Raw genomic sequence first — 24,878 nt, 5'->3', positions numbered from 1 at the left:
GGCGGGGAGTCGGCACTCCCCGGCTCCCCGCTCCGACCGGACGAACCACGCCCGGCGGGTGCCTGGTTCACGGGCACCGACCACGCGTGAGGGAGGGGCGCCGGCCCAGGGCCGGCGCCCCTCCCTCACAGGGTCACGCCTCGGGTTCGGTCACGTGTCGGGTGGTGCGTCCGACGCGACCCCGCCCGGTGTCAGCTGCAGCCGCTGGTGGAGCCGCAGCCCTCGCAGAGGTAGCAGCTGCCGGCGCGGCGCATCTTGGTACCGCAGGAGAAGCAGAGCGGCGCGTCGGCGTTGAGGCCCAGCTGGATCTCGATCAGCTCGGTCGAGTTGTGGGCCTGTGCCGGGCTCGCCTTGGCGGCCGGGGCGACGGCCGCGACCGGCTTTGCCACCGGGGCCGGAGGCACCGGAGCGGACTGGGCGAGCGCCTCGGTGTCCAGCTCCTCCTCGGCCTCCAGCGGCTCGTAGGAGCCCGTGTCCAGGTGGCGCTGACGCTCCTCGACGGAGTGGATGCCGAGCGCCGAGCGGGTCTCGAACGGCAGGAAGTCGAGCGCCAGGCGACGGAAGATGTAGTCGACGATCGACTGCGCCATCCGCACGTCCGGATCGTCGGTCAGGCCGGCCGGCTCGAAGCGCATGTTGGTGAACTTCGAGACGTAGGTCTCCAGCGGCACGCCGTACTGGAGGCCGACCGAGACGGCGATGGAGAAGGCGTCCATCATGCCCGCGAGGGTCGAGCCCTGCTTGGACATCTTCAGGAAGACCTCGCCGAGGCCGTCGTCCGGGTACGAGTTGGCGGTCATGTAGCCCTCGGCGCCACCGACCGTGAAGGAGGTGGTGATGCCCGGGCGGCCCTTGGGCAGGCGCTTGCGGACCGGGCGGTACTCGACGACCCTCTCCACCGCGGCGGCGGCCGGGGCCTGGTCGGCCTTGACCTGGTCCCCGGACTTCGTCTTGGCCGAGAGCGGCTGGCCGACCTTGCAGTTGTCGCGGTAGATGGCGAGCGCCTTGACGCCCAGCTTCCACGCCTCGAAGTAGATCTCCTCGATCTCCTCGACCGTCGCGGCCTCCGGCATGTTGACCGTCTTGGAGATGGCACCGGAGATCCACGGCTGGATCGCCGCCATCATCCGCACGTGGCCCATGGCCGAGATCACGCGCTCGCCCATGGCGCAGTCGAAGACCTCGTAGTGCTCGGTCTTCAGGCCGGGCGCGCCGACCACGTTGCCGTGCTCGGAGATGTGGGCGACGATCGCCTCGATCCGCTCGGCCTGGTAGCCGAGGCGCTTGAGGGCGCGCGGGACGGTGCCGTTGACGATCTGCATCGAGCCGCCGCCGACCAGCTTCTTGAACTTGACCAGCGCGAGGTCGGGCTCCACGCCGGTGGTGTCGCAGTCCATCATCAGGCCGATGGTGCCGGTCGGGGCGAGCACCGAGGCCTGGGCGTTGCGGAAGCCGTTCTGCGCGCCGATCCGGAGGACGTCCTGCCAGGCCTCGTTCGCGGCGGCCCAGACGGGGGCGTCGAGGACGTCGCGGGAGACGGCGGCCAGCGAGGCGTCCGCGTGCTGCTTCATGACCCGCTGGTGCGGGGCCGCGTTGCGGGCGTAGCCGTCGTACGGGCCGACGACGCCGGCGAGTTCGGCGCCGCGGCGGTAGGCGGTGCCGGTCATCAGGGAGGTGATGGCGCCGGCCAGCGCGCGACCGCCCTCGCTGTCGTACGCGTGGCCGGTGGCCATCAGCAGGGCGCCGAGGTTGGCGTAGCCGATGCCGAGCTGGCGGAAGGCGCGGGTGGTCTCGCCGATCTTCTCGGTGGGGAAGTCGGCGAAGCAGATGGAGATGTCCATCGCGGTGATGACCAGCTCGACGACCTTGGCGAAGCGCTCGGCGTCGAAGGAGTCGTCGTCGCGGAGGAACTTCATCAGGTTCAGCGAGGCGAGGTTGCAGCTGGAGTTGTCCAGGTGCATGTACTCGGAGCAGGGGTTGGACGCGTTGATCCGGCCGGACTCCGGGCAGGTGTGCCAGCTGTTGATGGTGGAGTCGTACTGGATGCCGGGGTCGGCGCAGGCCCAGGCGGCCTCGGCCATCTTGCGGAAGAGCTTCTTCGCGTCGACGGTCTCGATGACCTCGCCGGTCATCCGGGCGCGCAGGCCGAATTCGGTGCCGTTCTCGACGGCGGTCATGAATTCGTCGTTGACCCGGACGGAGTTGTTGGCGTTCTGGTACTGGACGGAGGTGATGTCGTCCCCGCCGAGGTCCATGTCGAAGCCCGCGTCGCGGAGGGCGCGGATCTTCTCCTCCTCCTTGACCTTGGTCTCGATGAAGGCCTCGACGTCCGGGTGGTCGACGTCGAGGACGACCATCTTGGCCGCGCGGCGGGTGGCGCCGCCGGACTTGATGGTGCCGGCGGAGGCGTCGGCGCCGCGCATGAAGGAGACCGGGCCGGAGGCGTTGCCGCCGGAGGAGAGCAGTTCCTTGGACGACCGGATCCGGGAGAGGTTGAGGCCGGCGCCGGAGCCGCCCTTGAAGATCATGCCCTCTTCCTTGTACCAGTCGAGGATCGACTCCATGGAGTCGTCGACGGCCAGGATGAAGCAGGCGGAGACCTGCTGGGGCTGCTTGGTGCCGACGTTGAACCAGACCGGCGAGTTGAAGCTGAACACCTGGTGGAGGAGGGCGTACGTCAGCTCGTGCTCGAAGACCTCGGCGTCGTCCGGGCCGGCGAAGTAGCCGTTCTTCTCACCGGCGGCGCGGTAGGTGAGCACCACGCGGTCGATGATCTGCTTGAGGCTCCACTCGCGCTGCGGGGTTCCGACGGCGCCGCGGAAGTACTTGGACGTGACGATGTTCACGGCGTTGACCGACCAGGAGTCGGGGAACTCCACGTCGCGCTGCTCGAAGTTGATCGAGCCGTCGCGCCAGTTGGTCATGACGACGTCGCGCCGCTCCCAGCGGACCTCGTCGTAGGGGTGCACGCCAGGAGTGGTGTGGATGCGCTCGATCCGAAGGCCGCCCTTGGACGCCTTGCCGGCACCCTTGGCCCCGGCCCTGTCGGACTTCGACCCTCGTGCGGAACCGCTCGTGGTGTCTGTCACTTCTCGCTCCTCCTCCTGGTTGGGCAAACGCCCGGAGTGCACCGAAAAATCCGGGCACGACCGGTTCGCTGTTCCGATGCGCGGACAGGCGGGTCCCCCGGCCGGCCGTGCACGTTTTGTCATGTTCTGTGCGCCGTTTTCGGGCACACGTCGGCCCAAGGGGGCCGTCGGGTTGCTGCCGACCCCGGAAGGGGCCGGTGATGGGGCCGGGCCGCTAGGGCGCGGCGGCGGGGACGGGCACGCAGGTGCCGTCCGCCTCGGGGACGGGCTGCTCGGCGCGGAGTTCCGCGATGGCGGCCTCGAAGTCTTCGAGCCCGTCGTACGCCTGGTAGACGCTGGCGAAGCGCAGGTAGGCGACGACGTCGAGCTCCTTGAGCGGGCCGAGTATGGCAAGCCCGACGTCATGGGTGGTGAGTTCGGCGTTGCCGGTGGCACGCACGCACTCCTCGACCCGCTGGCCGAGCTGGGCGAGGGCGTCCTCGGTGACCGGGCGGCCCTGGCAGGCCTTGCGGACTCCGGAGATGACCTTCTCCCGGGAGAACGGCTCGGTGACACCGCTGCGCTTGATGACCATCAGGGCGGCGGTCTCCACCGTGGTGAAACGGCGGCCGCAGTCCGGGCACTGCCTACGGCGGCGGATACAGCTGCCGTCCTCGGTGGTCCGGCTGTCGACGACACGGCTGTCGGAGTGCCGGCAGAAGGGGCAGTGCACCTGAGGATCCCTCCTTGGCAGGACGTGCGGACTGAGTCGAGTCTATGCGATCCCGGGGCACCCGAGGCAACCCGATCCTGAGGTCTCAACCACAAGTTCTGGGTCACGGAGAGGACTGTAGCCACTACATGTAGGTCTGAGGCGGATCCAGAGGCGCTGGCGTGTCGGCCCGGACTAAACTGCCTGAGCCGACTTCGGCTCGAACATTTAATCGATGTACAACAAAGCCTTGATCGAGTCAGCCAACTCCCGAATAATTCACTCGAACGTGTGTTTGGCGCAACCTTTCGATACGAGGTGCGTTGGGCTGGAAAAAGGGAGAGGACAGCCGTCGAGAGGGGCAGCCATGAACACCGTCGAAACCAACACCATCCCGGTGCAGGAACACTCCCAGCTCAAGGTGGGGCAGCGCACCACGAATCAGCAGAGTGTGGACATCAGCATGGACCGTAGCGAAGAACACCGCCTCTCCGGCCCGGGCCTTTCCGGCGTGGGCCGCGTTCCGGACCAGCCGGTCGAACACTCCCCCGCGCTGGACGACGCCCACCCGGCGCCGACCCGTTCGATGCCCGGCCGACCTCCCGGGATCCGCACCGACGAGGCGGGACTCACCGAACGCCAACGCCGGGTGATCGAGGTCATCCGGGACTCGGTCCAGCGCCGGGGCTACCCGCCGTCGATGCGGGAGATCGGTCAGGCCGTCGGCCTGTCCAGCACCTCCTCGGTCGCCCACCAGCTGATGGCCCTGGAGCGCAAGGGCTTCCTCCGGCGCGACCCGCACCGCCCGCGCGCCTACGAGGTCCGCGGCGTGGAGGTGGCCCGCCCGAACACCGCCGAGACGGCCGGCCGACCGTCCACCTCGTACGTCCCGCTGGTCGGTCGGATCGCCGCCGGCGGGCCGATCCTGGCCGAGCAGACGGTCGAGGACGTCTTCCCGCTGCCGCGCCAGCTGGTCGGCGAGGGCGAGCTGTTCGCGCTGACCGTGCGCGGCGACTCGATGATCGAGGCGGCCATCTGCGACGGCGACTGGGTCACGGTCCGCCGCCAACCGGTCGCCGAGAACGGCGACATCGTGGCCGCGATGATCGACGGCGAGGCCACCGTCAAGCGTCTCAAGCGTGAGGACGGCCGGATCTGGCTGATGCCGCACAACCCCGCGTACGAGCCGATCAACGGCGACAACGCGACCATCCTGGGCAAGGTCGTGGCGGTCCTCCGCCGACTCTGACCACCGGCCGGGAGCGACGGGACCGAAAGGACCGGCGCGCCGGCGCATCAACGAACCGACGGGGAACGGCCTACGGGAAGGGGCTCCACGCGACATCGCGCGGAGCCCCTCCGTCGTCCCCGGGGAGCCGCGGGCCCCGCCCGGAACGGGCGCGCCCCGGGAGCAGCCCTTCGCGGACCTCCTCAGCCCCGCTCGGCCACCGGCCTGATCGGGGCCGCAGCGGCATCGATCGCCGCCAGCGAGCGGCGCACCTGGTTGCGGTCGGTGGTGTACCAGAACTCCGGCATCGAGGACCGGAAGAAGCTGCCGTACCGCTTGGTCTCCACCCGCGGGTCGAGGACCGCCACCACGCCCCGGTCCTCCGCCGCGCGCACCAGCCGGCCCGCGCCCTGCGCCATCAGCAGCGCCGCGTGGGTGGCCGCGACGGCCATGAAGCCGTTCCCGCCCCGCTGTTCGACGTCCTTCTGGCGCGCGCTCATCAGCGGGTCGTCCGGGCGCGGGAACGGGATCCGGTCCATCACCACCAGCTGGCAGGCCGAACCGGGCACGTCCACGCCCTGCCAGAGCGAGAGCGTGCCGAACAGGCAGGTGGTCGCGTCCGAGGCGAACTCGCGGATCAGCTCGCCCAGGGTGTTCTCCCCCTGGAGCAGGATCCGGTTGTCGAGCCGCTCCCGCAACGCCTCGGCGGCCGTCTGGGCGCCGCGCATCGAGGAGAAGAGGCCCAGCGTCCGCCCGCCCGCAGCGCCGATCAGCTCGGTCAGCTCGTCCAGCATGTCGGGCCGTTCCGGGTCGCGCCCCGGGTCGGCCAGGTGCCGGGCGACGTACAGGATGCCCTGCTTGGGGTACTTGAACGGCGAGCCGACGTCGATGCCCCGCCAGTGCGGCACCGGCTCGTCCTCGGAGCCGGAACCTGAAGCAGCGCCGGAGCCGGAGCCGGCCGCAGCGGGGTTGTCGCCCGGCGTGCGTGCGTCCGGCAGCCGCGCGTCGGACGGCAGGCCGACCGACGCGGCGACGCCGTTGAAGTCCCCACCGAGCTTGAGCGTGGCCGAGGTGAGCACCACCGACCGCTCCTTGTACAGGCCCTCGCGCAGCAGACCGGAGACGCTCAGCGGGGCGACCCGCAGCGAGGCGGTGCCCAGGCCGAAGCGGTCGCTGCGCTCGATCCAGACCACGTCGTACTCGGAGTCCCGGAGCAGCCGGTCGGCGGTCTCGTGCAGCGTCTCGGCGGCGGCCATCGCCTGCTTGCGGACGGCGTCCTCGTCGGTGAGCGCCTTGTCCCTGGTCTCGCCGAGCGAGGTGATCACCTGCCGGGAGGCGTCCCGGATCGCGGTGACCGCGTACGCCAGGTACTCGGGCAGTTCCTCGACCCGACCGGGCTGGGCGGTCTCCATCAGGCCGTGGTAGTTCTCGGCCGCGGCCTGGAGCGCGTCCACCGCCTTCTCGTTGGCCAGCCGGGCGGCCCGCTTGACCGCGCGGTTCACCGCGCCGACGGTGAGCTCGGCGGTGGCCGCGCCGGTGACCCGGTTGACCAGTTCGTGGGCCTCGTCGACGATCAGCAGCTCGTGCTCGGGCAGCACCGGCGCACCCTCGATGGCGTCGATCGCCAGCATCGCGTGGTTGGTGACCACCACGTCCGCGAGTTTGGCCCGCTCGCGGGCCTTCTCGGCGAAGCACTCCTGCCCGTACGCGCACCGGGTGGCGCCCAGGCACTCCTTGGAGGTGACCGCGAGCTGGGCCCAGGCCTTGTCGGAGACGCCGGGGCTCATGTCGTCCCGGTCGCCGGTCTCCGTCTCCTCGGCCCAGTCGCGCAGCCGGAGCACCTCCTGGCCGAGCTTGCCGGTGGGGCCGCCCAGGGCCTCCACCGGGTCGAAGAGGCCCTCGCCCTCGTCGCCCGGGGTGCCCTCGTTGGCCCGGTGGAGGCAGAGGTAGTTGGAGCGGCCCTTGAGCATCGCGAACAGCGGGCGGCGGCGCAGCACCGGGTGCAGGGCCTCCACGGTGCGCGGCAAGTCCCGTTCGACCAGCTGGCGCTGGAGCGCCAGCGTGGCGGTGGCGACCACCACCCGGTCCCCGTGGGCGAGCGCCGGCACCAGGTAGGCGAGGGACTTGCCGGTGCCGGTGCCGGCCTGGACCAGCAGGTGTTCGCCGTTGTCGACGGCGTCGGCCACGGCCTCGGCCATCCGGAGCTGGCCGGGGCGCTCGACGCCGCCGACGGAGGCCACCGCGGCATGCAGCAGCTCGGGGATGCGGGACCGGGGGACGGCCTCGACCGGGGCGTCCGGGGTGTCCGCGGAGTCGACGCCGTCGGCGGCGTCCTCGGCGGGGACCTGGGATTCGGAGTCGTTCGTCATGACCGTCCCAGCCTACGGGGCGGGGGTGACAATCCGGCCCCGTCGGCCGGGCAGCTGCACCGTTCCCCCTTCCGCGAGCGCGTTCGGGACGGTGCCGTGCCGGGCCGCGTGCGGGCGGTGCGGGCGGTCTCCGTAGCCGTCCAGCAACAGCCGGTTGCGGTTGAGACAGAGGCGGTCGATCCGCGGCCGGAACAGGTCGAAGAGCGCGAACCGCTCCGCCAGGTCGGGGAAGCGCTCCTGGTACCGGAGGACCTCGGCGCGCAGCAGCGCCCAGAACTCCCCCTCGGGCAGTCCGGCCTGCGCCTCCAGCAGCGGCGCCAGGTACCGGTAGACGCCGATGAAGAGCCCGGAGTGCAGGAACTGGCAGAGGCCCGGAGGGTCCTCGCGCAGCAGTACGGAGTCCACCTCGGCGGGCAGGCCCCGGAGTTCGGGCAGGTCCTGGTCGCTCAGGTTGACGTCGTCGACGAAGTCCTTGACCGCCAGCCGGGCCGGCACGTCGTGCTCGTCGAAGACGACGATGGCGTTCTCGCCGTGCGGGGAGAAGACCAGCCCGTACCGGTAGAGGAAGTGCAGCAGGGGCGGCAGCATCGCGGCGAACAGCCGGCCGGTCCACTCGGCGGGGGTGAGCCCGGAGCGGGCGACCAGTTCCGCGACGAGCGCCCGGCCGTCGGTGCCGGTCTGCAGCAGGGCCGCCAGGGTGCGGCCGTGCTCGCCCGGGTCCAGGGCGGGACCGAGCGGTTCGCGCCAGATAGCGCCGAGCAGTTCCTTGTACTGGTACGGGGCCTCCGGCAGCTCGCGGTAGAGCGGGTGGTCGACCGTGACGGAGGCGATCTCGCCGAGGAGCACCACCCGGCACTCCTCGCGCAGGAACGGGTCCGCGTCGCGCAGTCCGTGGATCCAGGCGGTGACGGCGGGCGCGGCCAGGGTGCGCTCGGTCGGCAGGCCGCGCCAGACCAGGGTGTTGAGGACGGCGAGCGGCAGCTTGACGGTGCAGCGGTCGGGACGGCTCCGGTTGAAGAAGGAGCGGATCGACTGCTGGGGCAGCCGCAGGTCGCCGTCGCTGGCGAGCGGGACGATCTCGCCGGAGGCGATCCAGGGGGCGAAGAGCGGGACGACGGTCTCGTCCCACTGCCAGGGGTGGACCGGCAGCAACAGGTAGTCGTCGGCGTCGGGGCCCAGCGCGGCGCGCAGCGCGGCGGGGTCGTCCAGCTCGCGCCGGTAGAGCTGCTCGGGGTCGGTCAGGCCGGGGACGCCGCGGTACTCGGCGAGCCTGCGGTGGACGGCGATCCAGGGCAGTGGCCGGGGGGTGCGGGCCTCCGGGGCCCAGCGGGCGGCGTCGGTGGCGGAGAAGCCGATCCGGCCCTTGTTCGGGACGATCCACGGGTGGCCGCCCTGCCGGCCCTCCAGGTCGGTGTGCCCGAGGTCCGCGAGTTCGGCGGCGGTGAGGCCGGTGGCGAGGAGGTGGGCGTCGGCGATCAGGGTGGCGGTGAGTTCACGGATCAGGTGGCCGGTGGTGTCGCCGCGCAGGCCGAGGACGTGCCGGGCGTAGGGCAGGAAGCGCAGCGGGTCGAGGCCGTCGGGCTGGGTGCAGCGGACGGAGGCGGGGTCGACGAGCCAGCTCCCGTAGGCGCCGCGCCGGGCGGCGAAGCGGTACTCGGCCTCGGGCAGCTTGAGCAGGTGGTCGCGGCCGGCGCCGGTCCCGGCGCGGTCCCCCGGCGCGGCGCGGTCTCCCGTCGGGACCGGGGTTCCGGTCTCGACGGGGGTGATGAGCTCCTCGTAGGCGAACTCGCCGAGCATCTTGGCCAGCAGCGCGCGGCCGGCCCGCTGCCAGTGCCCGGCGGTGAGCTGCGGGGGCAGGTACAGCGGCGGTTCAGCGGCCGGCGGTTGCGGCACGGGTCGGCTCCTGGGGTCGGGGGACGGCGGGGACGTGGTCGGCGGGGGCGTGGTCGGCGGAGAGGTGGTCGGCGGAGAGGTGGTCGGCGGGGGCACGGTCGGCACCGGTGCGGGGGTCACCGGGGCGGGGGTCACCGGCGGGAGGGCGCCGGACTCCGACGGGAGGCGCGAAGCCGGTCCAGGCGGTCCGGGCGGGCAACCGGTGGACGGTCCGGCCGGTCACGGCGTTGAGGATCACCGCGGCCCGGTGGGCGCCGAGCCCGAGGTCGGGGGTGCCGACGCCGTGGGTGTGCAGCTCGGCGTTCTGCACGTAGAGGCCGCCGGTCACCTCGGGGAGGGTGGCCACCCGGTGGGAGAGGTCGACCCGGTAGCGGCCGTCCTCGTCCCAGTCGATCAGGTGGGAGAGGGGTTCGAGGGCGGCGGGGCGGGCGGCGCGGTAGCCGGTGGCGAGCACCACCGCGTCGGTCCGCAGGACGTGCTCGGCGCCGGAGTCGGTGTGCCGGCAGCGGAGTTCGAGTCCCCCGCAGGGACCGGGCCGGGCGTCGGTGACGGCGGTGCCGGGGGTGATGTCGACCGGGGCGGCGTCGATCGGCCGGCCCACGGTCCGCTCGTACAGGTGGTCGTGGATCTCGGCGAGGGTCTCGGCGGAGGCGGCCTTGTGCAACTGCCACTGCGCCTCGACCAGGGCGCCCCGGACGGCTGCGGGCAGGCCGTGGAAGTACCGCGTGTAGTCGGGGGTGAAGTGTTCCAGGCCGAGCTTGGAGTACTCCATCGGCGCGAGCGCCCGGGTGCGGGTGAGCCAGCGCAGCCGGACCCCGTCGCCGTCGTGGCGGCGCAGCAGGTCGAGGAAGACCTCGGCACCGGACTGGCCGCTGCCGACCACGGTGATGTCCCGGGCCCCGGACAGCCCGTCGCGCCGGTCGAGGTAGTCGGCGGAGTGGAAGGCTCCGGGGTGGCCGTCGAGCGCGGCGAAGGCCTCGGGGCGGACCGGCCGGGTGCCGACGCCGAGCACGAGGTGGTACGCCTCGACCGTGGTCGACCGGCCGGTGGCGGTCTCCCGCAGTTCGGCGCGGTACCGGTCGCCTGCCCAGTGCAGGGAGGTGACCTCGGTGGCGAAGCGGCAGTTGGCGAGCCGGCCGGCCGCCCAGCGGCAGTAGTGGTCGTACTCGCGGCGGGTGAGCTGGAAGCGTTCGGTGAAGTAGAACGGGAAGAGCCGGTCCTGTTCGCGCAGGTAGTTCAGGAAGGACCAGGGGTTGGTCGGGTCGGCCAGCGAGACCAGGTCGGCGAGGAACGGCACCTGCATCCGCGCACCGTCGACCAGCATGCCGGGGTGCCAGCGGAACTCCGGTCGCTGGTCGCAGAAGAGGGTGCGCAGGCCGGGCACGGGTTCGGCGAGCGCGGCGAGCGAGAGGTTGAACGGGCCGATGCCGACGCCGAGCAGGTCGTACGGCTCGGGCGGGGCTGCTGGGGTGTCCATGAGTCGGGAGGTGTCCTAGGCGGGATGCGTGGGTTGACGGGATGCGGGTCCGGGCGCGGGGCGGGACGCCGCGGCGTCCGGGCCGCCGGAGGTGACGGGGTGCGGGCCGTGGGACGTGGCGGGATCCGGGAGGCGGAGGGTGGGATCCGGGAGCCGGTCGCGGACCATCAGCGCGGCGCGTTTGCCGGGCAGATCGAGTTCGGCGGCGAGCCGGAACCCGGCCCGTTCGAAGGTCCGGACCGAGCGCCGGTTGCGGACGTCGGGTTCGGCGACCACCCGCTCGCACCGCGGACGTTCCCGCAGGACACGGGCGGCCAGCGCGGCCAGCAGGGTGGCGCCGAGGCCCCGGCCGCGGCTGGCCGCCGGGCCGAGCAGCAGGTGGAGGCCGGTGTCGTGCGGCCGGGCGGGGTAGTGCGCGGCGAGCGGGTCGAGGTCGGCCCGGTAGACCTCCCAGTAACTCATCGGGGCGTCGTCGAGCAGGCCGAGGCAGGGCACGCTGCGCCCGTCGCCGTCGAGCTGGGCCCGGACGTGCCGTTCGGTGCCCGCCTGCGGGCCGGCGAGCTCCCAGAAGGCGTCGACCTCGGGGTCGTTCATCCAGCGGACGAGCAGCGCGAGGTCGGCGGGGAGCCGGACCGGGCGGAGCCGGAACTCGCCGGCGGGGGTGGGCATGGCACCCCAGCCGGACGGGTCGTCGGGCGTCGTCACGCGCCGGCCACCGGGTTGGGGATGTCGACGTAGACGGACTGGGTGGCGACCGAGCCGACCAGTTCGTCCATGCCGTTGAGCCGGGTGAGCAGGTTGGCCTTGCAGGGCAGGGTGGGGGCGTCCAGCAGCAGCGCGGGCAGCGTGGAGCCGGTGGCGCCGGCGGCCGGTCCGGCGAGGAACCGGCGCAGCGCGGCCAGCAGCAGGGCCTCGTCGGCGAGTTGCTGGGAGCCGAGGGCGCCGATCAGGCCGAGGACGTGGTTGATGCCCAGGTAGTAGGCGAAGTGGTGGTCGATCACCTGGTCGTCGAGGAAGGTGTCGCTCTGCGCGCCGAGGCCGGGCAGCCGGGCGGTGAGCCGGTCGGCGGCGCTCTGCCGGTAGTAGTAGCCCTGGTTGTCGCGGTAGCGGCCGCCGCGCGGCCAGCCGTCGGCGTCGAGCAGGACGAGGCTGTTCTGCTGGTGCGCCTCCAGCGCGATGCCGGCCTGTCCGTCCAGCCAGAGGACGGGCAGCACGACGGCGTCCAGGTAGCGCAGGAACCATTCGGCGGCGACGGTGCGCAGCGGGCGGCCGGTGCGGGCGGCGAGGGCGCGCAGGGTGTCACCGAGGCGGGACGGCACGGTCCCGGCGGTGCCCCCGGTGGCCGCGGACGCCGCGGCGCCCGCGATCCCCTCGATCCCCGTGGCGGCGGTGCCGTCCGGCCGTTCGGCGACCAGCCCGGCCACGCAGTAGGCGCGGTCGGCGGGCGCGAAGGGCTGGGCGCGGAGCACGGTGTCCAGGCCGCCCGGATCGCCCAGGCCCGGGTGGTCGACGCCGATCCACGCGGGGTCGCGGACCACGTCGAAGCCGGGGTGGGCGGCCCGCCATTCGGCGCCGAGGCCGCTCTCCAGCAGCCGGTGCATCTCCAGGCCGCGGTGGAGCTCCTTGCGGAGGTTCTCCCGGCGGGAGTTGGTGATCCGCAGGCCGAGCGAGAGCTTCAGCATCCAGGGGGTGCCGGGCCGGTAGACGGTGCGGACCGAGGAGGTGGGGTACCAGGCCGCGCCGACCGGGCCGAGGTCGTGCAGCCGGCCTTCGGCGAGCAGGGCGGCGACGGCCGGGCGGTGTGCCAGTTCGCGGGCCTGCCAGGGGTGCAGCGGCAGGGCCGCGGTGCCGGGCGGCAACAGGGCGGCGTCGCCGAGGAGCCGGGCAGTGATCCGGTCGACGCTCTCGGGGAGGGCCGAGCCGGCCGCGAGGAGCTCCCGGTCGACGGCGTACCAGTGCACCTGGAAGGAGCCGTGCAGTTCCGGCGAGTAGGCGGCGCTCTGGGCGGGGCCGAGGCCGTCCCGGCTCTTCGGGGTGGGGTGCATCGGGTGGCCGAGCAGGAGGGACTGTTCGGCGGCGAGGAACCGGGAGCCCTCCGGCCCGCCGGCGGGCGGGGCGGGGGTGGCCCGGTGGTGGGTGAGGATGTCGGCGGTGCGGACCACCGAGTCCGCGACCCGGGCGGCGAGGTCGGCGATCTGTCCGGGGTCGGGCCGGTCGGCTGCCGCCGCGGCGAGCAGGGCGGCGGCGGTGACGGCGTCCACGGGGGCGTCGGCGGTGCCGGGGCCCGCGGCGAGGGTGGCCGAACCGAAGCGGTGCCAGCCGGCCGGCGACCAGTGGTGGACGGGGGCGGAGAGCCGGGCGGCGCCGCCGAGGACGGCGATCCGCAGGTGCCCGTCCGGGCCGGGGGTGGCGCCGGTCTCGCGGGCCCAGCAACGCAGCAGGGCCTCCAGGGCCGCCTGTTCGGCGGCGACGGCCGGATCCGGGTGGAGCAGCCGGTCCGCCCGGCCCTCGACCGCCGGGGCGGGCACCGGGGCGGAGACCGCCGGCGCGGCGGCGGCCGGGGCGGGCACCGGCGCGGCGGCGGCCGGGGCGGGCACCGGCGCGGCGGCGGGCGCCGGAACGGCGACCGGGAGGGGCGGGGCCGTGGCGGACGGGACGTCGGGCGGTGCTCCGGTGAGGGCGGTGCTCAATGCTGCTCCTTGGGGCGCGTGGGATGCCGACGCGCGTGGGGTGGAGAGGAACTGGCGGGCGCTCGCACCGTCGCGTCAGGTAAGGGTTACCTATCCCTGACGAGTGATCACAAGAACGGCTCACTCGTCCGGGTGAAGAACGGCCGTTGTTCACCGCTCAGGGGGAGGGAGGGCCCTTCGTACCGACGAGCCGGGCGGGACCACCCCACCGAGGCCGCGCGGTCCACGTCACAGATCGGTGACCGCCGGCCGCGCCCGGAACCCGGGGGTCGGCCGGTGCCGTCCTGATGCCCAGTGAAAGACTCCGAGGCGGCGGTGCGCCGCCCGTACGCCGAACTACCAGGGGGAAGCACACCATGCCAGTGATCCACCGGTCAGCCGTGGCCGCGGCCCTCGCCGCGGGGACCCTGCTCGCCGTCACCGCCTGCGGCCCGGACGGGCCCTCCGGCGGCGAAGGTACCGCCGCGCCGCCGCCCGCCACGGGCAGTGCCACCGCCACGGGGGGCGGCAGCGGCGCGATCGGCGGCATCACGCTCCCGACGGGTCTCCCGAGCGGCCTGCTGGAGGGCCTGCCGAAGAGCTGGGACGACCTGACGAAGTGGACCTTCGACGACTGGGACAAGTGGGCGTCCAAGAACGTCTTCAACAACCCGATCGTGAAGGACTTCTGGAACCCGGACAAGATGGGCGACTCCAAGCCGGCCGACCCGGCGCCGCCCACCGCCAAGCCGGCCGGCGACGCCGGGGTCACCGACCCCGAGCCGCCGGTGGTCAAGGCCGTGCCGGTGCCGCGCCCGTACACCAAGCAGCCCTCCGGGAAGATCTTCTTCTCCGCCGACGGCGGTCGCGGCAACTGCTCGGCCACCGTGATCGCCGACCCGGCGCACCCGGGCAGGAGCAACCTGGTCTGGACGGCCGGCCACTGCGTCCACCCGGGCAAGGGCGGCAAGTACTTCAAGGACCTGGTCTTCGTGCCGGCCTACAACAACTCCGGCGCCTCCAGCGGCGGCAAGAAGGCCCCGCTGGCCGAGCTCGCACCGCTCGGCACCTGGTGGGCGAAGGACGTGGTGACCTCGCCGCAGTGGCTGGTCGAGGGCGGCGGCACCGGCGACGCGGCCAGCCAGTACGACTTCGCGATCATGCGGGTGAGCAACCAGAACGACACCGGCAAGTCGCTGGAGGAGACGGTCGGCTCGGCCGTCCCGGTCTGGTTCGACGCCCCGCGCGACAAGGTCGCCGTCTCGGCCGTCGGCTACCCGCTCTTCAAGCCGTTCGACGGCCAGGAGCTCTACAAGTGCGAGGGCGGGAAGCCGACCCGGCTCTCCTTCGACCCGAAGCGCCCGTCGATGCTCACCATCGGCTGCAACATGACCCAGGGCTCCAGCGGCGGCGGCTGGTTCGCGCCGATGCCGGACGGCCGGACCGCCCTGGTCTCCAACACCTCGATCGGCACCCAGGACCACACCTCGCTGAGCGGGCCGTACCTGGAGACGGTCGCCAAGCAGGCGCTGGACTGGATCTCCAAGAAGAAGTAACCGGCCGTACGCCGACGGGCCCCGGTCCGCCCTCCCTCGGGAGGGCGGACCGGGGCCCGTCGGCGTACCGGATCAGCCCTGCGGCGTCAGCGCCACGGTGTAGCGCTCCAGCTCGGCGGCCAGCTCGGCCGGCACCTTGGCGTGCAGCAGCGTGCCGTCCGCGGTGTGCTCGGTGGCGATCAACTCGCCCTCGGCGTGCACCCGGGAGACCAGGCCGCCCTGGGTGTACGGGACGAGGACGTGCACCTCGACGGCCGGGCGCGGCAGCTCGTCGTCGATGAGCTTGAGCAGCTCCTCCATGCCCTGGCCGGTGCGGGCCGACACCACGATGGCGTGCGGCTCGCGGCGCAGCAGCCGCTGGAGCACCAGCGGGTCGGCGGCGTCGGCCTTGTTGATCACCACGATCTCGGGCACGTTCTGCGCGTCGACCGAGACGACCACCTCGCGGACGGCGGCCAGCTGGGTCTCCGGCTCGGGGTGCGAGCCGTCCACCACGTGCAGGATGAGGTCGGCGTCGGCGACCTCCTCCATGGTGGAGCGGAACGCCTCGACCAGGTGGTGCGGCAGGTGCCGCACGAAGCCGACGGTGTCGGCCAGGGTGTAGACCCGGCCGCTCGGCGTCTGCGCCCGGCGCACGGTCGGGTCGAGGGTGGCGAACAGGGAGTTCTCCACCAGCACGCCCGCACCGGTGAGCCGGTTGAGCAGGGAGGACTTGCCGGCATTGGTGTAGCCGGCGATGGCGACCGACGGCACCTGGTGGCGCCGGCGCTCCTGCCGCTTGGTGTCGCGGCCCTTCTTCATGTCGGCGATCTCCCTGCGGAGCTTCGCCATCTTCTCGCGGATCCGACGACGGTCGGTCTCGATCTTCGTCTCACCGGGACCACGGGTGGCCATGCCGCCGCCGGACGAGCCGGCGCCGCCACCACCCATCTGCCGGGAGAGCGACTGACCCCAGCCGCGCAGGCGCGGAAGCATGTACTGCATCTGCGCGAGCGAGACCTGCGCCTTGCCCTCGCGGGACTTGGCGTGCTGGGCGAAGATGTCGAGGATCAGGGCCGTCCGGTCGACGACCTTGACCTTGACCACGTCTTCCAGGTGGATCAGCTGGCCGGGGGTGAGCTCACCGTCGCAGACGACGGTGTCGGCCCCGGTCGCGGCGACGATGTCGCGCAGTTCCTTGGCCTTGCCGGAGCCGATGTAGGTGGCGGCGTCGGGCTTGTCGCGGCGCTGGATGACGCCGTCCAGCACCTCGGAGCCGGCCGTCTCGGCCAGGGCGGCGAGCTCGGCGAGCGAGTTCTCCGCCTCCTCGACGGTGCCGTCGGTCCAGACACCGACGAGCACCACGCGCTCCAGGCGGAGCTGTCGGTACTCGACCTCGGTGACGTCCTGGAGTTCGGTGGAGAGGCCGGCGACGCGGCGCAGCGCGGCACGCTCGCTGCGGTCGTACTGGTCGCCGTCGTAGTGGTGGCCGAGGTCCTCGTCGATGGCCGCGAGGTCCTCGTCCATGAGGGCTTCCGCCCGCAGACCGTCCGTGCGGCGCGGGGCGTCGGCGTGGTCGCGGGTGTCGAACGTGGAGGTCATTCTGTCCTTAGGCTGCTGGTACGGGTGGCCTGTGCGCGACCGTACGGACGGTCGTGCCCGGAGTCTGCCCAGCTGCCGCCCCGTCTACCACTCGGGCGAGGTGTGAGCTACCCCTCGGGACCGAGGGACCGGCTGAGACTCCTCTGCCCGGTGAACGCCGCGGTCCGGCCGTGAATTCCCCATGATGGTCGCACGCCCGGTGCGGACCGGTCATCCCCATTTTCCGGCGGCGCGTCGTCCGGCGAGTCCGCCGGCCCCTCCCCCGCCGCCTCCCGCACGGCCTCCCCCGGCGCCCCGCCCGCCGGGGTCCGCCCTCCGCCGCCGCCCGCCGGGGCGTGCGGTCGGCTGACGTCGTACACGCCGGAGACCTTCAGCATGGCCCGGAGCACGGCGGCGAGCGAGGCCGGGTCGGGCAGCTCGACGGTGTAGGTGTGCCGGACCCGGAGTTCCTGCGGCGGCTCGACCTCGGCGGAGACGATCCCGACCCCCTCCTCCGAGATCGCCGCGGTGAGGTCGGCGAGCAGGCGGGGCCGGTTCAGCGCCTCGGCGCGCAGGGTGGCCCGGTAGCCCGCGGGCGGCGCGCCCGGCCGCCAGTCGACCTCCAGCGCACCGCGGCCGTCGGCCCGCATCCGCTCCCCCGCCGGACAGCCGGCCCGGTGCACGGCGACCGCGCCGCCCCGGATCGGGTAGCCCGCGATCGCGTCGGGCGGTACGGGGGTGCAGCAGCGCGCCAGCCGGACCGGAGCACCGGGGCGGCCGGCCACGGTGACCGGGGCGGCCGGCCGGTCGGGGGCGGCGCGGTGCGCGGGCGGCGCCGGCTGCCCGGCCGAGGGGCCGGTGCGGACCACCGGACGGCGCGGCGGGTGGTCGGCCAGCCAGCGTTCGATGGCCAGCCGGGCCGCCGGGGTCCGGACGTGCGCCAGCCACTCGGGCGCCGGGCCGGACGGTTCGGCGCGGTGGCGGCCGGGCCCGGACGGGGCGCCGTCCTCCCGGCCGGGCGTCCCGGCGCCGTCGGGCGTCGCGGACCCGGCGGGCGCCGCGGGCTCGTCGGTGAGGATGGCCACCCGGTCGCCGTCCCGCAGGACGGTGGAGAGCGCGGTGAGCCGGCCGTTCACCCGGGCCCCGATGCAGCGGTGGCCGGTCTCCTCGCCGAGCAGGTACGCGGCGTCCACGCAGCTGGCGCCGGCCCTCAGCTGAAGCGTTTCGCCATGCTCGGTGACGACAGTGATCTCGCGGTCCCCGGCCAGGTCGGCGGTGAGCGCGGACCAGAAGGCGTCCGGGTCCGGGGTCTCCTGCTGCCACTCCAGCAGTCGGGAGAGCCAGCCGGGCCGGGCCGGGTCGGTGCGGTCCAGTTCGTCGCCGCCCTGGTCGCCGCCGCCCGGCTGTCCGGGGTCGCCGAGCGCGACCACGCCGGTCTCGGCGACCTCGTGCATCCTCCGGGTGCGCACCAGCACCTCGACGACCTCGCCGCCGGCCAGCGCCACCGCGGTGTGCAGGGACTGGTAGAGGTTGAACTTGGGGGCGGCCACGAAGTCCTTGAACTCGCCGGGCAGCGGCGTCCAGCAGGTGTGCAGCTCGCCGAGCACGGCGTAGCAGTCGGCGTTCTCCTCGACCACCACCAGCAGGCGCCCGAAGTCGGCGGGCTGCGGCCCCTGCGGCCTGCCGTCCGGGCCGGGCGCGGCGGCCCGCTTGAGCAGGACCCGGTGCAGCGAGACGCCGTGCCGGGGGCGGACGGTGACCTCGGCGGCGATCCCGGCCTCGGCGAGCTGGCGGTCCAGGGCCCGGGCGAACGGCTCCAACAGGGTGTCCTGGCCCGCCTCGTGGCGGGTGAGCAGGGCGCGGGCGCGAGCGTGCTCCTCGGGGTGCAGGGTGGCGAAGACGATGTCCTCCAGCTCCGCCTTGAGCACCTGGATCCCGAGCCGTTCGGCCAGCGGGATCAGCACGTCCCGGGTGACCTTGGCGATCCGCACCTGGCTGGCCGGCTTCATGTGCCGGATGGTGCGCATGTTGTGCAGCCGGTCGGCCAGCTTGATCACCATGACCCGGACGTCGTCCCCGGTGGCGACCAGCATCTTGCGGAAGGTCTCGGCCTCGGCGGCGGCGCCGAAGTCGACCTTCTCCAGTTTGGTCACGCCGTCGACCAGGTAGGCGACTTCGGGCCCGAACCCGGCGCCCACCTGCTCCAGCGTCAACTCGGTGTCCTCCACGGTGTCGTGGAGCAGCGAGGCGACCAACGTGGTCGTCCCGGCGCCGAGTTGGGCCAGGATCATGGTGACGGCGAGCGGGTGGGTGATGTAGGGCTCGCCGCTCTTCCGCTTCTGCCCGCGGTGGCTGGCCTCGGCCAGCCGGTAGGCGCGCCCGAGCAGGCCGAGGTCGGCCTGCGGGTGGTGCCGCCGGTGCGCCTGGACCAGCGGTTCGAGGGCGTCCGGCACCGGCGGGCGGTCGGTGGCCAGCAGCGCGGCCCGGCCGGCCCGGCCGAGGGCGGCCCGGCCCAGCCCTCCGAGGGGCCGTCTGGGCCCGGCCTGCCGTGCGGTCGTCGGCTGCCCCGCCAGGGGCTGCCCGGCTTCGATGGTCATCGGCACCTCCGGCAGCGGTCACCGGGAGCTTGGGCCGACCCGGTGGTCCATGCTACCGAGCAGAGCACGTTCCGCGATGCCCTGCTTCCCGTCCGTCATCGGTATCACCCGAACGGGGGGATTCGGCCGCATACGGATTGGGCAAACCGGCCAACCACACCGCCCGACGCGACCGGCTCCGCACTGCCGTGCGGGTGTCACCCCTCCTGTGCGGCCGTCAGACCCGGCTCCAGCTCGCCACGGGCCACGATCACCGCCGGACCGGTCTTCTCCACCCGGCCGTCCGGGTACTCCGTGATCATCAGCCGGCCGCCCAGGACGTCCACCGTGTAGGTGACGGCCTCGCCGGTGACCGCCGGGTCGACGCCGTCCCGGCGGGCGGCGGCCACCGCGACGGCGCAGGCGCCGGTGCCGCAGGAGCGGGTCTCGCCGGAGCCGCGCTCGTGCACCCGCATGGCGACGTGGCGCGGGCCCCGGTCCACCACGAACTCGACGTTGACGCCCTCCGGGTAGGCCCCCTCGGGGCTCGTCGCCGGCGCGGCCAGCAGGTCGCCGGCGTGGTCCAGGCTCTCGACGAAGGCCACCGCGTGCGGGTTGCCCATGTTCACGTTCAGGGCCGGCCAGCGCCGCTCGCCGACGGCGACCTCGATCCCGTCCGGGCCGGGCAGCACCGCGCGGCCCATGTCCACGGTGACCTCGCCGGGCGTGCCGTCCTCGGCGTCCTCGGCGATCCGCACCGTCCGCACCCCGGCCCGGGTGGCCACCGCCAGCTCGCCCGGCTCGGCCAGCCCGGCCTCGACCAGGTAGCGGGCGAAGACCCGGACCCCGTTGCCGCACATCTCGCCGATCGAGCCGTCCGAGTTGCGGTAGTCCATGAACCACTCGGCCCGGTCGGCCAGGCCGGCCGCGGCCGGGTCGGCGGCGGAGCGCACCACCCGCAGCAGCCCGTCCCCGCCGATCCCCGCCCTGCGGTCGCAGAGCGCGGCGACGGCGCGCGGGCCGAGGTCCAGCCGGCCGTCCGGGTCGGGGACGATGACGAAGTCGTTCTGGGTGCCGTGCCCCTTGAGGAAGGGGAGGCCGACGGGCTGAGCGGAGGAGGCGGTCACCCTCCCGATGCTACCGAGCCGGGCCGGACGGCCGCGCTCCGGTTCCACCGGGCGGACGGGCGGGCGGGGCGGACGGACGGGGCAGCACGGGACGGACGGACCGCGCGGACGAACCGGACGGCCGCACCCGGGCCCTACCGACCGGAGAGCCGGACCACTCGCCACAGGGCCAGCGCGCAGGCGGCCAGCACGATCAGCGTGTAGATCACGATCGACTTCCACCCGGCCCGCTCGCCGGTGCCGCGGCGCGGCAGACCCGGCCACTTGTAGCCGGCGTGCCGGGCGGCCATCGCGCCCCAGCCGACCGAGGCCGCGGTGAGCAGCAGGCCGAGCATCCCGATCATCGCCGATCCGGCCCCGGCCGAGCCGAACGCCAGCGGGAAGGCGAACATCAGCGAACCGGCGGTGGCCAGCAGGGCGATCGGCAGGGTCTGCCACCAGCGGAGCCGGCGGCGCGGGCGGATCTCACGCTCGTGCACGGCACCGGCCGGGGCGCTGTCCAGCGCCGGCAGGGCGACCGCGTAGGAGGTGGGTGCGTCGAGGCCCGGCAGGACCGGCAGATCGGGCAGCGTCGAGGCGTCGAGGCCGTCGGCCTGCGCGGTGGCGGCACGGCCGCTCCGCTGTCCGGCGCTCTGGCCGGTTTCGGGGCCGGTACCCGTCGACACGCGGCCTCCCCTGACAGTTCGACACGAGTGCGAACTCGCGGCCGGGCACGATCGGCCGCCCGGCCGATCCCTTATGGCATCGATGATGGCATGTCCAGGGGGGCGTTCCGGGCCTGACCGGGGTAGACGGGTGATCCGTGGCCATCACGTGATCCGGCCGTGACCGCCGGGTCGTCCTGCACGGCCGTCTGCGCGCGCAGCTGCACCGCCGGGTGGCCGGAAACCGCCTATCGGACGGCGGGTTCCTGACGGTCGATCAGCTCCAGCGAGCAGCCGAGCAGCTCGACCGGATCGGTGCCGGCCGGGCGGGCGAGCCAGTGGATCCGGTCGTCCCGGCGGAACCACGACTCCTGTCGCCGGGCGAACCGCTTGGTGGCCCGGACGGTCTCGGCTCGCGCCTCGTCCTCGGTGCACTCCCCCGCGAAGTGGTCCAGCACCTGCTGGTAGCCGAGCGCCCGGGAGGCCGTCCGCCCCTCCCGCAGGCCGACCTTCTCCAGCTCCCGCACCTCGTCGAGCAGCCCGGCCTGCCACATCCGGTCCACCCGCAGGGTGATCCGCTCGTCCAGCTCGGGCCGGGGCACCGCGACGCCGATCTGCACGGCGTCGTACACGGCGGTGTTCGTCGGCAGGTTGGCGGTGAACGGCTGCCCGGTGATCTCGATGACCTCCAGCGCGCGGACGATCCGCCGGCCGTTGCCGGTCAGGATCGCCTCGGCCGCGGCGGGGTCCAGTGCGGCCAGCCGCCGGTGCAGCACGTACGGGCCGGCTTCGGCCAGTTCGGCCTCCAGCCGGGCGCGGACCTCCGGGTCGGTGCCGGGGAACTCCATCTCGTCGATCGCCGCCCGGACGTACAGCCCGGAGCCGCCGACCAGGACGGGGGTGCGGCCGGCCGCGAGCAGCCGGTCCATCACGGCCCGGGCCGACCGCTGGTACTCGGCGACGCTGGCGGCCTCGGTGACGTCCCAGATGTCCAGCAGGTGGTGCGGGATCCCGCCGCGCTCGTCCGTCGTGAGTTTGGCGGTGCCGATGTCCATGCCCCGGTAGAGCTGCATCGAGTCGGTGTTGATCACCTCGCCGCCGAGCGCGCGGGCGACGGCGACGGCCAGGTCGGACTTGCCGGCGGCGGTCGCGCCGACGACCGAGACGACGCGGGGCCGGCCGGGCTCGACGGGGCGGGCGGGCGGGGCGGTGGGGGAGCTGCTCACCGGTCAAGTCTGCCAAAAACGGCGACCCGCCGACGGCCCTCCCCGGCCGGCCCGTCCGATCGGGCGACCATATGACCGATTACCTCCGTTTTCGGCCGCGCCGGGTCCTTGCGAACGGTTCGCCCGCGACGGACGTTGTGAGGGAAACGGACGAGGAAGGGTGAGGCGCCATGGGTCTGATGGACAACCTCAAGGGCAAGGCCGGAGAGCTCAAGGACAAGGCCGGCGAGTTCGCCGGCAAGCACAGCGCGCAGATCGAGCAGGCGGTCGACAAAGCCGGCGGCGCGATCGACAAGGCCACCAAGGGCAAGTACGCCGAGAAGATCGAGCACGGCACCAGCAAGGCCAAGGGGGCGGTGGACGACTTCGCCCACAAGCCCCCGACGTCCGGCCCCGACGCCCCCGCCGGCGGCACCCCGGGGCCGACCGTCTGACGGACGCCCCCGCCCGGCGGGTCAGCTCCAGGCCGCGACCAGGTAACCCACCCCGTACGGGGCGTCCTGGTAGCCCAGCCGCCCGGTCAGGCCGGCGCCCTCCGCGGCGCCGGCCAGGACCTGCCAGGGGGCCCGTCCCTCGGCCTTCAGCTCGGCGGCCAGGTCCGCGTCCAGCGCGGCCAGCGCCGCGGTGTCCGCCGACCCCAGGGCCCGCGCCGACGCGGCGTCGAACCCCTCGGCGCGCTCGTCCAGGTAGCCGGGCGCCTTGACCGAGCGGCAGGCGCTGCCGTCCCCCATCACCAGCAGCCCGACCCGGTCGGCCAGGCCGGCCAGGCCCTGTCCCAGCCCGAGCATCCGGTCGGCGGGCGCGTCGGCGGGCACCGCACAGGCGTGGGTGGGCACGGTCACCCCGGCCCGCTGCAGCAGCCAGGCACCGACGGTCAGCGCGGGCGCCAGCTCCGGACCCTCGGCCCGGCCGCCCGGCAGCGCGGCCACCAGCGGCACGCCGTACCGGTGGAAGGAGCCGGCGCCGCCCTCGGTCCACACCTCGGGCTCGGGGCCGGTGCCGACCACCACGAGCAGGTCCGGAGCGGCGGCGAGCACCGCCGCCACCGCCTCGTCGCAGGCCGCGCGGAGCGGCTCCAGTTCGGCGGCCGCCCCGGCGGCGACCTCCGGGACGAGCAGCGGCGGGCAGGGGCAGACGGCGGCGGCAACCAGCATGTGGATCACTGTAACGAACAACGCGAGCGGCCCGGCCGGATCCGTGATCCCGCCGGGCCGCCGCGCGCGGAGCTCGCTCAGTCGCCGCAGCAGCCGCCCGCCGGGGCGGCGAGCGGCAGGGCCGCCGGGGCGCCGACGGACGGCAGGCCCAGCATCACGCCGGCCGGCTTGGCGGCCGGCCGGGCCTGGCGCTTCTCCCAGGCGTCCCCGGCCCGGGTGCGGCGCACCGCGAGGGCCGGCCCCTCGGCCAGCAGGTGGTGCGGGGCCGCGTAGGTGATCTCCACCGTGACCATGTCGCCGGGCCGGACCGGCTCCGACGGGCGGGTGAAGTGGACCAGCCGGTTGTCGGGGGCGCGGCCGGAGAGCCGGTCGGTCCTGTCGTCCTTCTTGCCCTCGCCCTCGGCGACCAGGACCTCCAGGGTGCGGCCGACCTGCTTCTTGTTCTCGTCCCAGGAGATCTCCTCCTGGAGGGCGATCAGCCGGTCGTAGCGGGCCTGGACGACGGCCTTGGGGATCTGGTCCGCCATGTCGGCCGCCGGGGTACCGGGGCGCTTGGAGTACTGGAAGGTGAAGGCGTTGGTGAAGCGGGCCTCGCGGACCGTGTGCATGGTCTGCTCGAAGTCCTCCTCGGTCTCGCCGGGGAAGCCCACGATGATGTCGGTGGAAATGGCGGCGTCCGGCATCGCCTCCCGCACCTTGCGGATGATGCCCAGGAAGCGCTCCTGCCGGTACGAGCGGCGCATCGCCTTGAGCACGGTGTCCGAGCCCGACTGCAGCGGCATGTGCAGCTGGTGCATCACGTTCGGGGTCTCGGCCATCGCGGCGATCACGTCGTCGGTGAAGTCGCGCGGGTGGGGCGAGGTGAAGCGGATCCGCTCCAGGCCCTCGATCTGCCCGGCGGCGCGCAGCAGCTTGGAGAACGCCTCGCGGTCGCCCAGGTCGGAGCCGTAGGCGTTGACGTTCTGGCCGAGCAGGGTGACCTCGATGACGCCCTCGTCGACCAGCGCCTCGATCTCGGCGAGGACGTCGCCGGGGCGGCGGTCCTCCTCCTTGCCGCGCAGCGCCGGGACGATGCAGAAGGTGCAGGTGTTGTTGCAGCCGACCGAGATCGCGACCCACGCGGCGTACGCGGACTCGCGGCGGGTGGGCAGGGTGGAGGGGAAGGTCTCCAGCGACTCCAGGATCTCGACCTGGGCCTTGCGCTCGACCGCGGCCCGCTCCAGCAGCGCCGGCAGGTGCCCGATGTTGTGGGTGCCGAAGACCACGTCGACCCAGGGGGCCTTGCGGACGATGGTGTCGCGGTCCTTCTGGGCCAGGCAGCCGCCGACGGCGATCTGCATGCCCTTGTGACGGGTCTTGACCGGTGCCAGCTGCCCGAGGTTGCCGTACAGCTTGTTGTCGGCGTTCTCCCGGACCGCGCAGGTGTTGAAGACGACCAGGTCGGGGTCGCCCTCCTGCCCGGCCTTCACGTACCCGGCGTCCTCGAGCAGCCCGGAGAGCCGCTCGGAGTCATGGACGTTCATCTGGCAGCCGTACGTGACGACCCTGTAGCTCTTCGATCCGCTGTCACCGCTCACCCGACCAGGGTACGGGCAGCCGCGAACGACTTTCCCCTCCCG

Annotated in this window: 17 protein-coding genes; 3 read left to right on the top strand and 14 right to left on the bottom strand. The window is 73.6% G+C overall.

The window, feature by feature from the left end:
• Positions 1 to 191: 191 nt before the first annotated feature.
• Both PUR61_RS29750 and nrdR read right to left on the bottom strand, forming a co-directional pair.
• On the bottom strand, positions 192 to 3,089 hold the full coding sequence (locus tag PUR61_RS29750) for a vitamin B12-dependent ribonucleotide reductase (RefSeq protein WP_329882582.1): 2,898 nt from the start codon (positions 3,087 to 3,089) through the stop codon (positions 192 to 194).
• 214 nt (positions 3,090 to 3,303) lie between these two features.
• Positions 3,304 to 3,801: a transcriptional regulator NrdR gene (nrdR, locus tag PUR61_RS29745; protein WP_329882581.1), complete on the bottom strand. Its 498-nt coding sequence runs from the start codon at positions 3,799 to 3,801 to the stop codon at positions 3,304 to 3,306.
• A 565-nt stretch (positions 3,802 to 4,366) separates the two neighbouring features.
• Between nrdR and lexA the strand changes: the two genes are divergently transcribed.
• On the top strand, positions 4,367 to 5,029 hold the full coding sequence (gene lexA, locus PUR61_RS29740) for a transcriptional repressor LexA (RefSeq protein WP_224281048.1): 663 nt from the start codon (positions 4,367 to 4,369) through the stop codon (positions 5,027 to 5,029).
• Between the two features lie 182 nt (positions 5,030 to 5,211).
• Here lexA and PUR61_RS29735 read toward each other — a convergent pair whose 3' ends face one another.
• The 5 genes from PUR61_RS29735 to PUR61_RS29715 are packed head-to-tail and all read right to left on the bottom strand — an operon-like array spanning position 5,212 to position 13,437.
• Positions 5,212 to 7,377 (bottom strand): ATP-dependent DNA helicase, encoded by a 2,166-nt coding sequence (locus tag PUR61_RS29735; RefSeq protein WP_329882580.1) that lies wholly within the window; start codon positions 7,375 to 7,377, stop codon positions 5,212 to 5,214.
• Positions 7,378 to 7,389: 12 nt separating this feature from the next.
• A complete protein-coding gene (locus tag PUR61_RS29730) occupies positions 7,390 to 9,270 on the bottom strand; it encodes an IucA/IucC family protein (protein ID WP_329882579.1) in 1,881 nt (626 codons plus the stop codon).
• Positions 9,248 to 10,747: a lysine N(6)-hydroxylase/L-ornithine N(5)-oxygenase family protein gene (locus PUR61_RS29725; RefSeq protein ID WP_329882578.1), complete on the bottom strand. Its 1,500-nt coding sequence runs from the start codon at positions 10,745 to 10,747 to the stop codon at positions 9,248 to 9,250. Before PUR61_RS29725 ends, PUR61_RS29730 begins: the two co-directional genes overlap by 23 nt.
• Positions 10,748 to 10,762: 15 nt before the next feature.
• A complete protein-coding gene (locus PUR61_RS29720) occupies positions 10,763 to 11,452 on the bottom strand; it encodes a GNAT family N-acetyltransferase (protein WP_329882577.1) in 690 nt (229 codons plus the stop codon).
• Positions 11,449 to 13,437, bottom strand: coding sequence for an IucA/IucC family protein (locus PUR61_RS29715; RefSeq protein ID WP_443035258.1), 1,989 nt, complete (start codon positions 13,435 to 13,437; stop codon positions 11,449 to 11,451). Before PUR61_RS29715 ends, PUR61_RS29720 begins: the two co-directional genes overlap by 4 nt.
• Before the next feature lie 356 nt (positions 13,438 to 13,793).
• On the opposite strand from PUR61_RS29715, the gene PUR61_RS29710 reads away from it, so the two are divergent.
• Positions 13,794 to 14,972 (top strand): trypsin-like serine peptidase, encoded by a 1,179-nt coding sequence (locus tag PUR61_RS29710; protein WP_329882576.1) that lies wholly within the window; start codon positions 13,794 to 13,796, stop codon positions 14,970 to 14,972.
• Positions 14,973 to 15,044: 72 nt separating this feature from the next.
• Here PUR61_RS29710 and hflX read toward each other — a convergent pair whose 3' ends face one another.
• The 5 genes from hflX to miaA form a co-directional block, all read right to left on the bottom strand.
• Complete coding sequence (hflX, locus tag PUR61_RS29705) at positions 15,045 to 16,553, bottom strand: GTPase HflX (protein WP_329882575.1); 1,509 nt, start codon at positions 16,551 to 16,553, stop codon at positions 15,045 to 15,047.
• 107 nt (positions 16,554 to 16,660) lie between these two features.
• A complete protein-coding gene (locus PUR61_RS29700; protein WP_329882574.1) occupies positions 16,661 to 19,129 on the bottom strand; it encodes a RelA/SpoT family protein in 2,469 nt (822 codons plus the stop codon).
• 197 nt (positions 19,130 to 19,326) lie between these two features.
• On the bottom strand, positions 19,327 to 20,235 hold the full coding sequence (dapF, locus tag PUR61_RS29695) for a diaminopimelate epimerase (RefSeq protein WP_329882573.1): 909 nt from the start codon (positions 20,233 to 20,235) through the stop codon (positions 19,327 to 19,329).
• A gap of 134 nt (positions 20,236 to 20,369) precedes the next feature.
• Complete coding sequence (locus PUR61_RS29690; RefSeq protein ID WP_329882572.1) at positions 20,370 to 20,900, bottom strand: hypothetical protein; 531 nt, start codon at positions 20,898 to 20,900, stop codon at positions 20,370 to 20,372.
• A gap of 227 nt (positions 20,901 to 21,127) precedes the next feature.
• Complete coding sequence (miaA, locus tag PUR61_RS29685) at positions 21,128 to 22,105, bottom strand: tRNA (adenosine(37)-N6)-dimethylallyltransferase MiaA (protein WP_329882571.1); 978 nt, start codon at positions 22,103 to 22,105, stop codon at positions 21,128 to 21,130.
• Between the two features lie 170 nt (positions 22,106 to 22,275).
• On the opposite strand from miaA, the gene PUR61_RS29680 reads away from it, so the two are divergent.
• Positions 22,276 to 22,539, top strand: a complete 264-nt coding sequence (locus PUR61_RS29680) for an antitoxin (RefSeq protein ID WP_329882570.1) — start codon at positions 22,276 to 22,278, stop codon at positions 22,537 to 22,539.
• 21 nt (positions 22,540 to 22,560) lie between these two features.
• Here the strand turns inward: PUR61_RS29680 and PUR61_RS29675 are convergent, their stop codons facing one another.
• Together PUR61_RS29675 and miaB are read right to left on the bottom strand one after the other, a co-directional pair.
• Positions 22,561 to 23,259, bottom strand: coding sequence for a class III extradiol dioxygenase subunit B-like domain-containing protein (locus tag PUR61_RS29675; protein ID WP_329882569.1), 699 nt, complete (start codon positions 23,257 to 23,259; stop codon positions 22,561 to 22,563).
• Positions 23,260 to 23,336: 77 nt separating this feature from the next.
• Positions 23,337 to 24,836 (bottom strand): tRNA (N6-isopentenyl adenosine(37)-C2)-methylthiotransferase MiaB, encoded by a 1,500-nt coding sequence (gene miaB / locus PUR61_RS29670; protein ID WP_329882568.1) that lies wholly within the window; start codon positions 24,834 to 24,836, stop codon positions 23,337 to 23,339.
• Between the last annotated feature and the right edge of the window lie 42 nt (positions 24,837 to 24,878).

The sequence above is a fragment of the Streptomyces sp. BE20 genome (assembly GCF_036322525.1).
Classification (GTDB): domain Bacteria; phylum Actinomycetota; class Actinomycetes; order Streptomycetales; family Streptomycetaceae; genus Kitasatospora.
The sequence above is the reverse complement of the archived record's forward strand: the minus strand, read 5'-3'. Positions and strand labels throughout refer to the sequence as shown.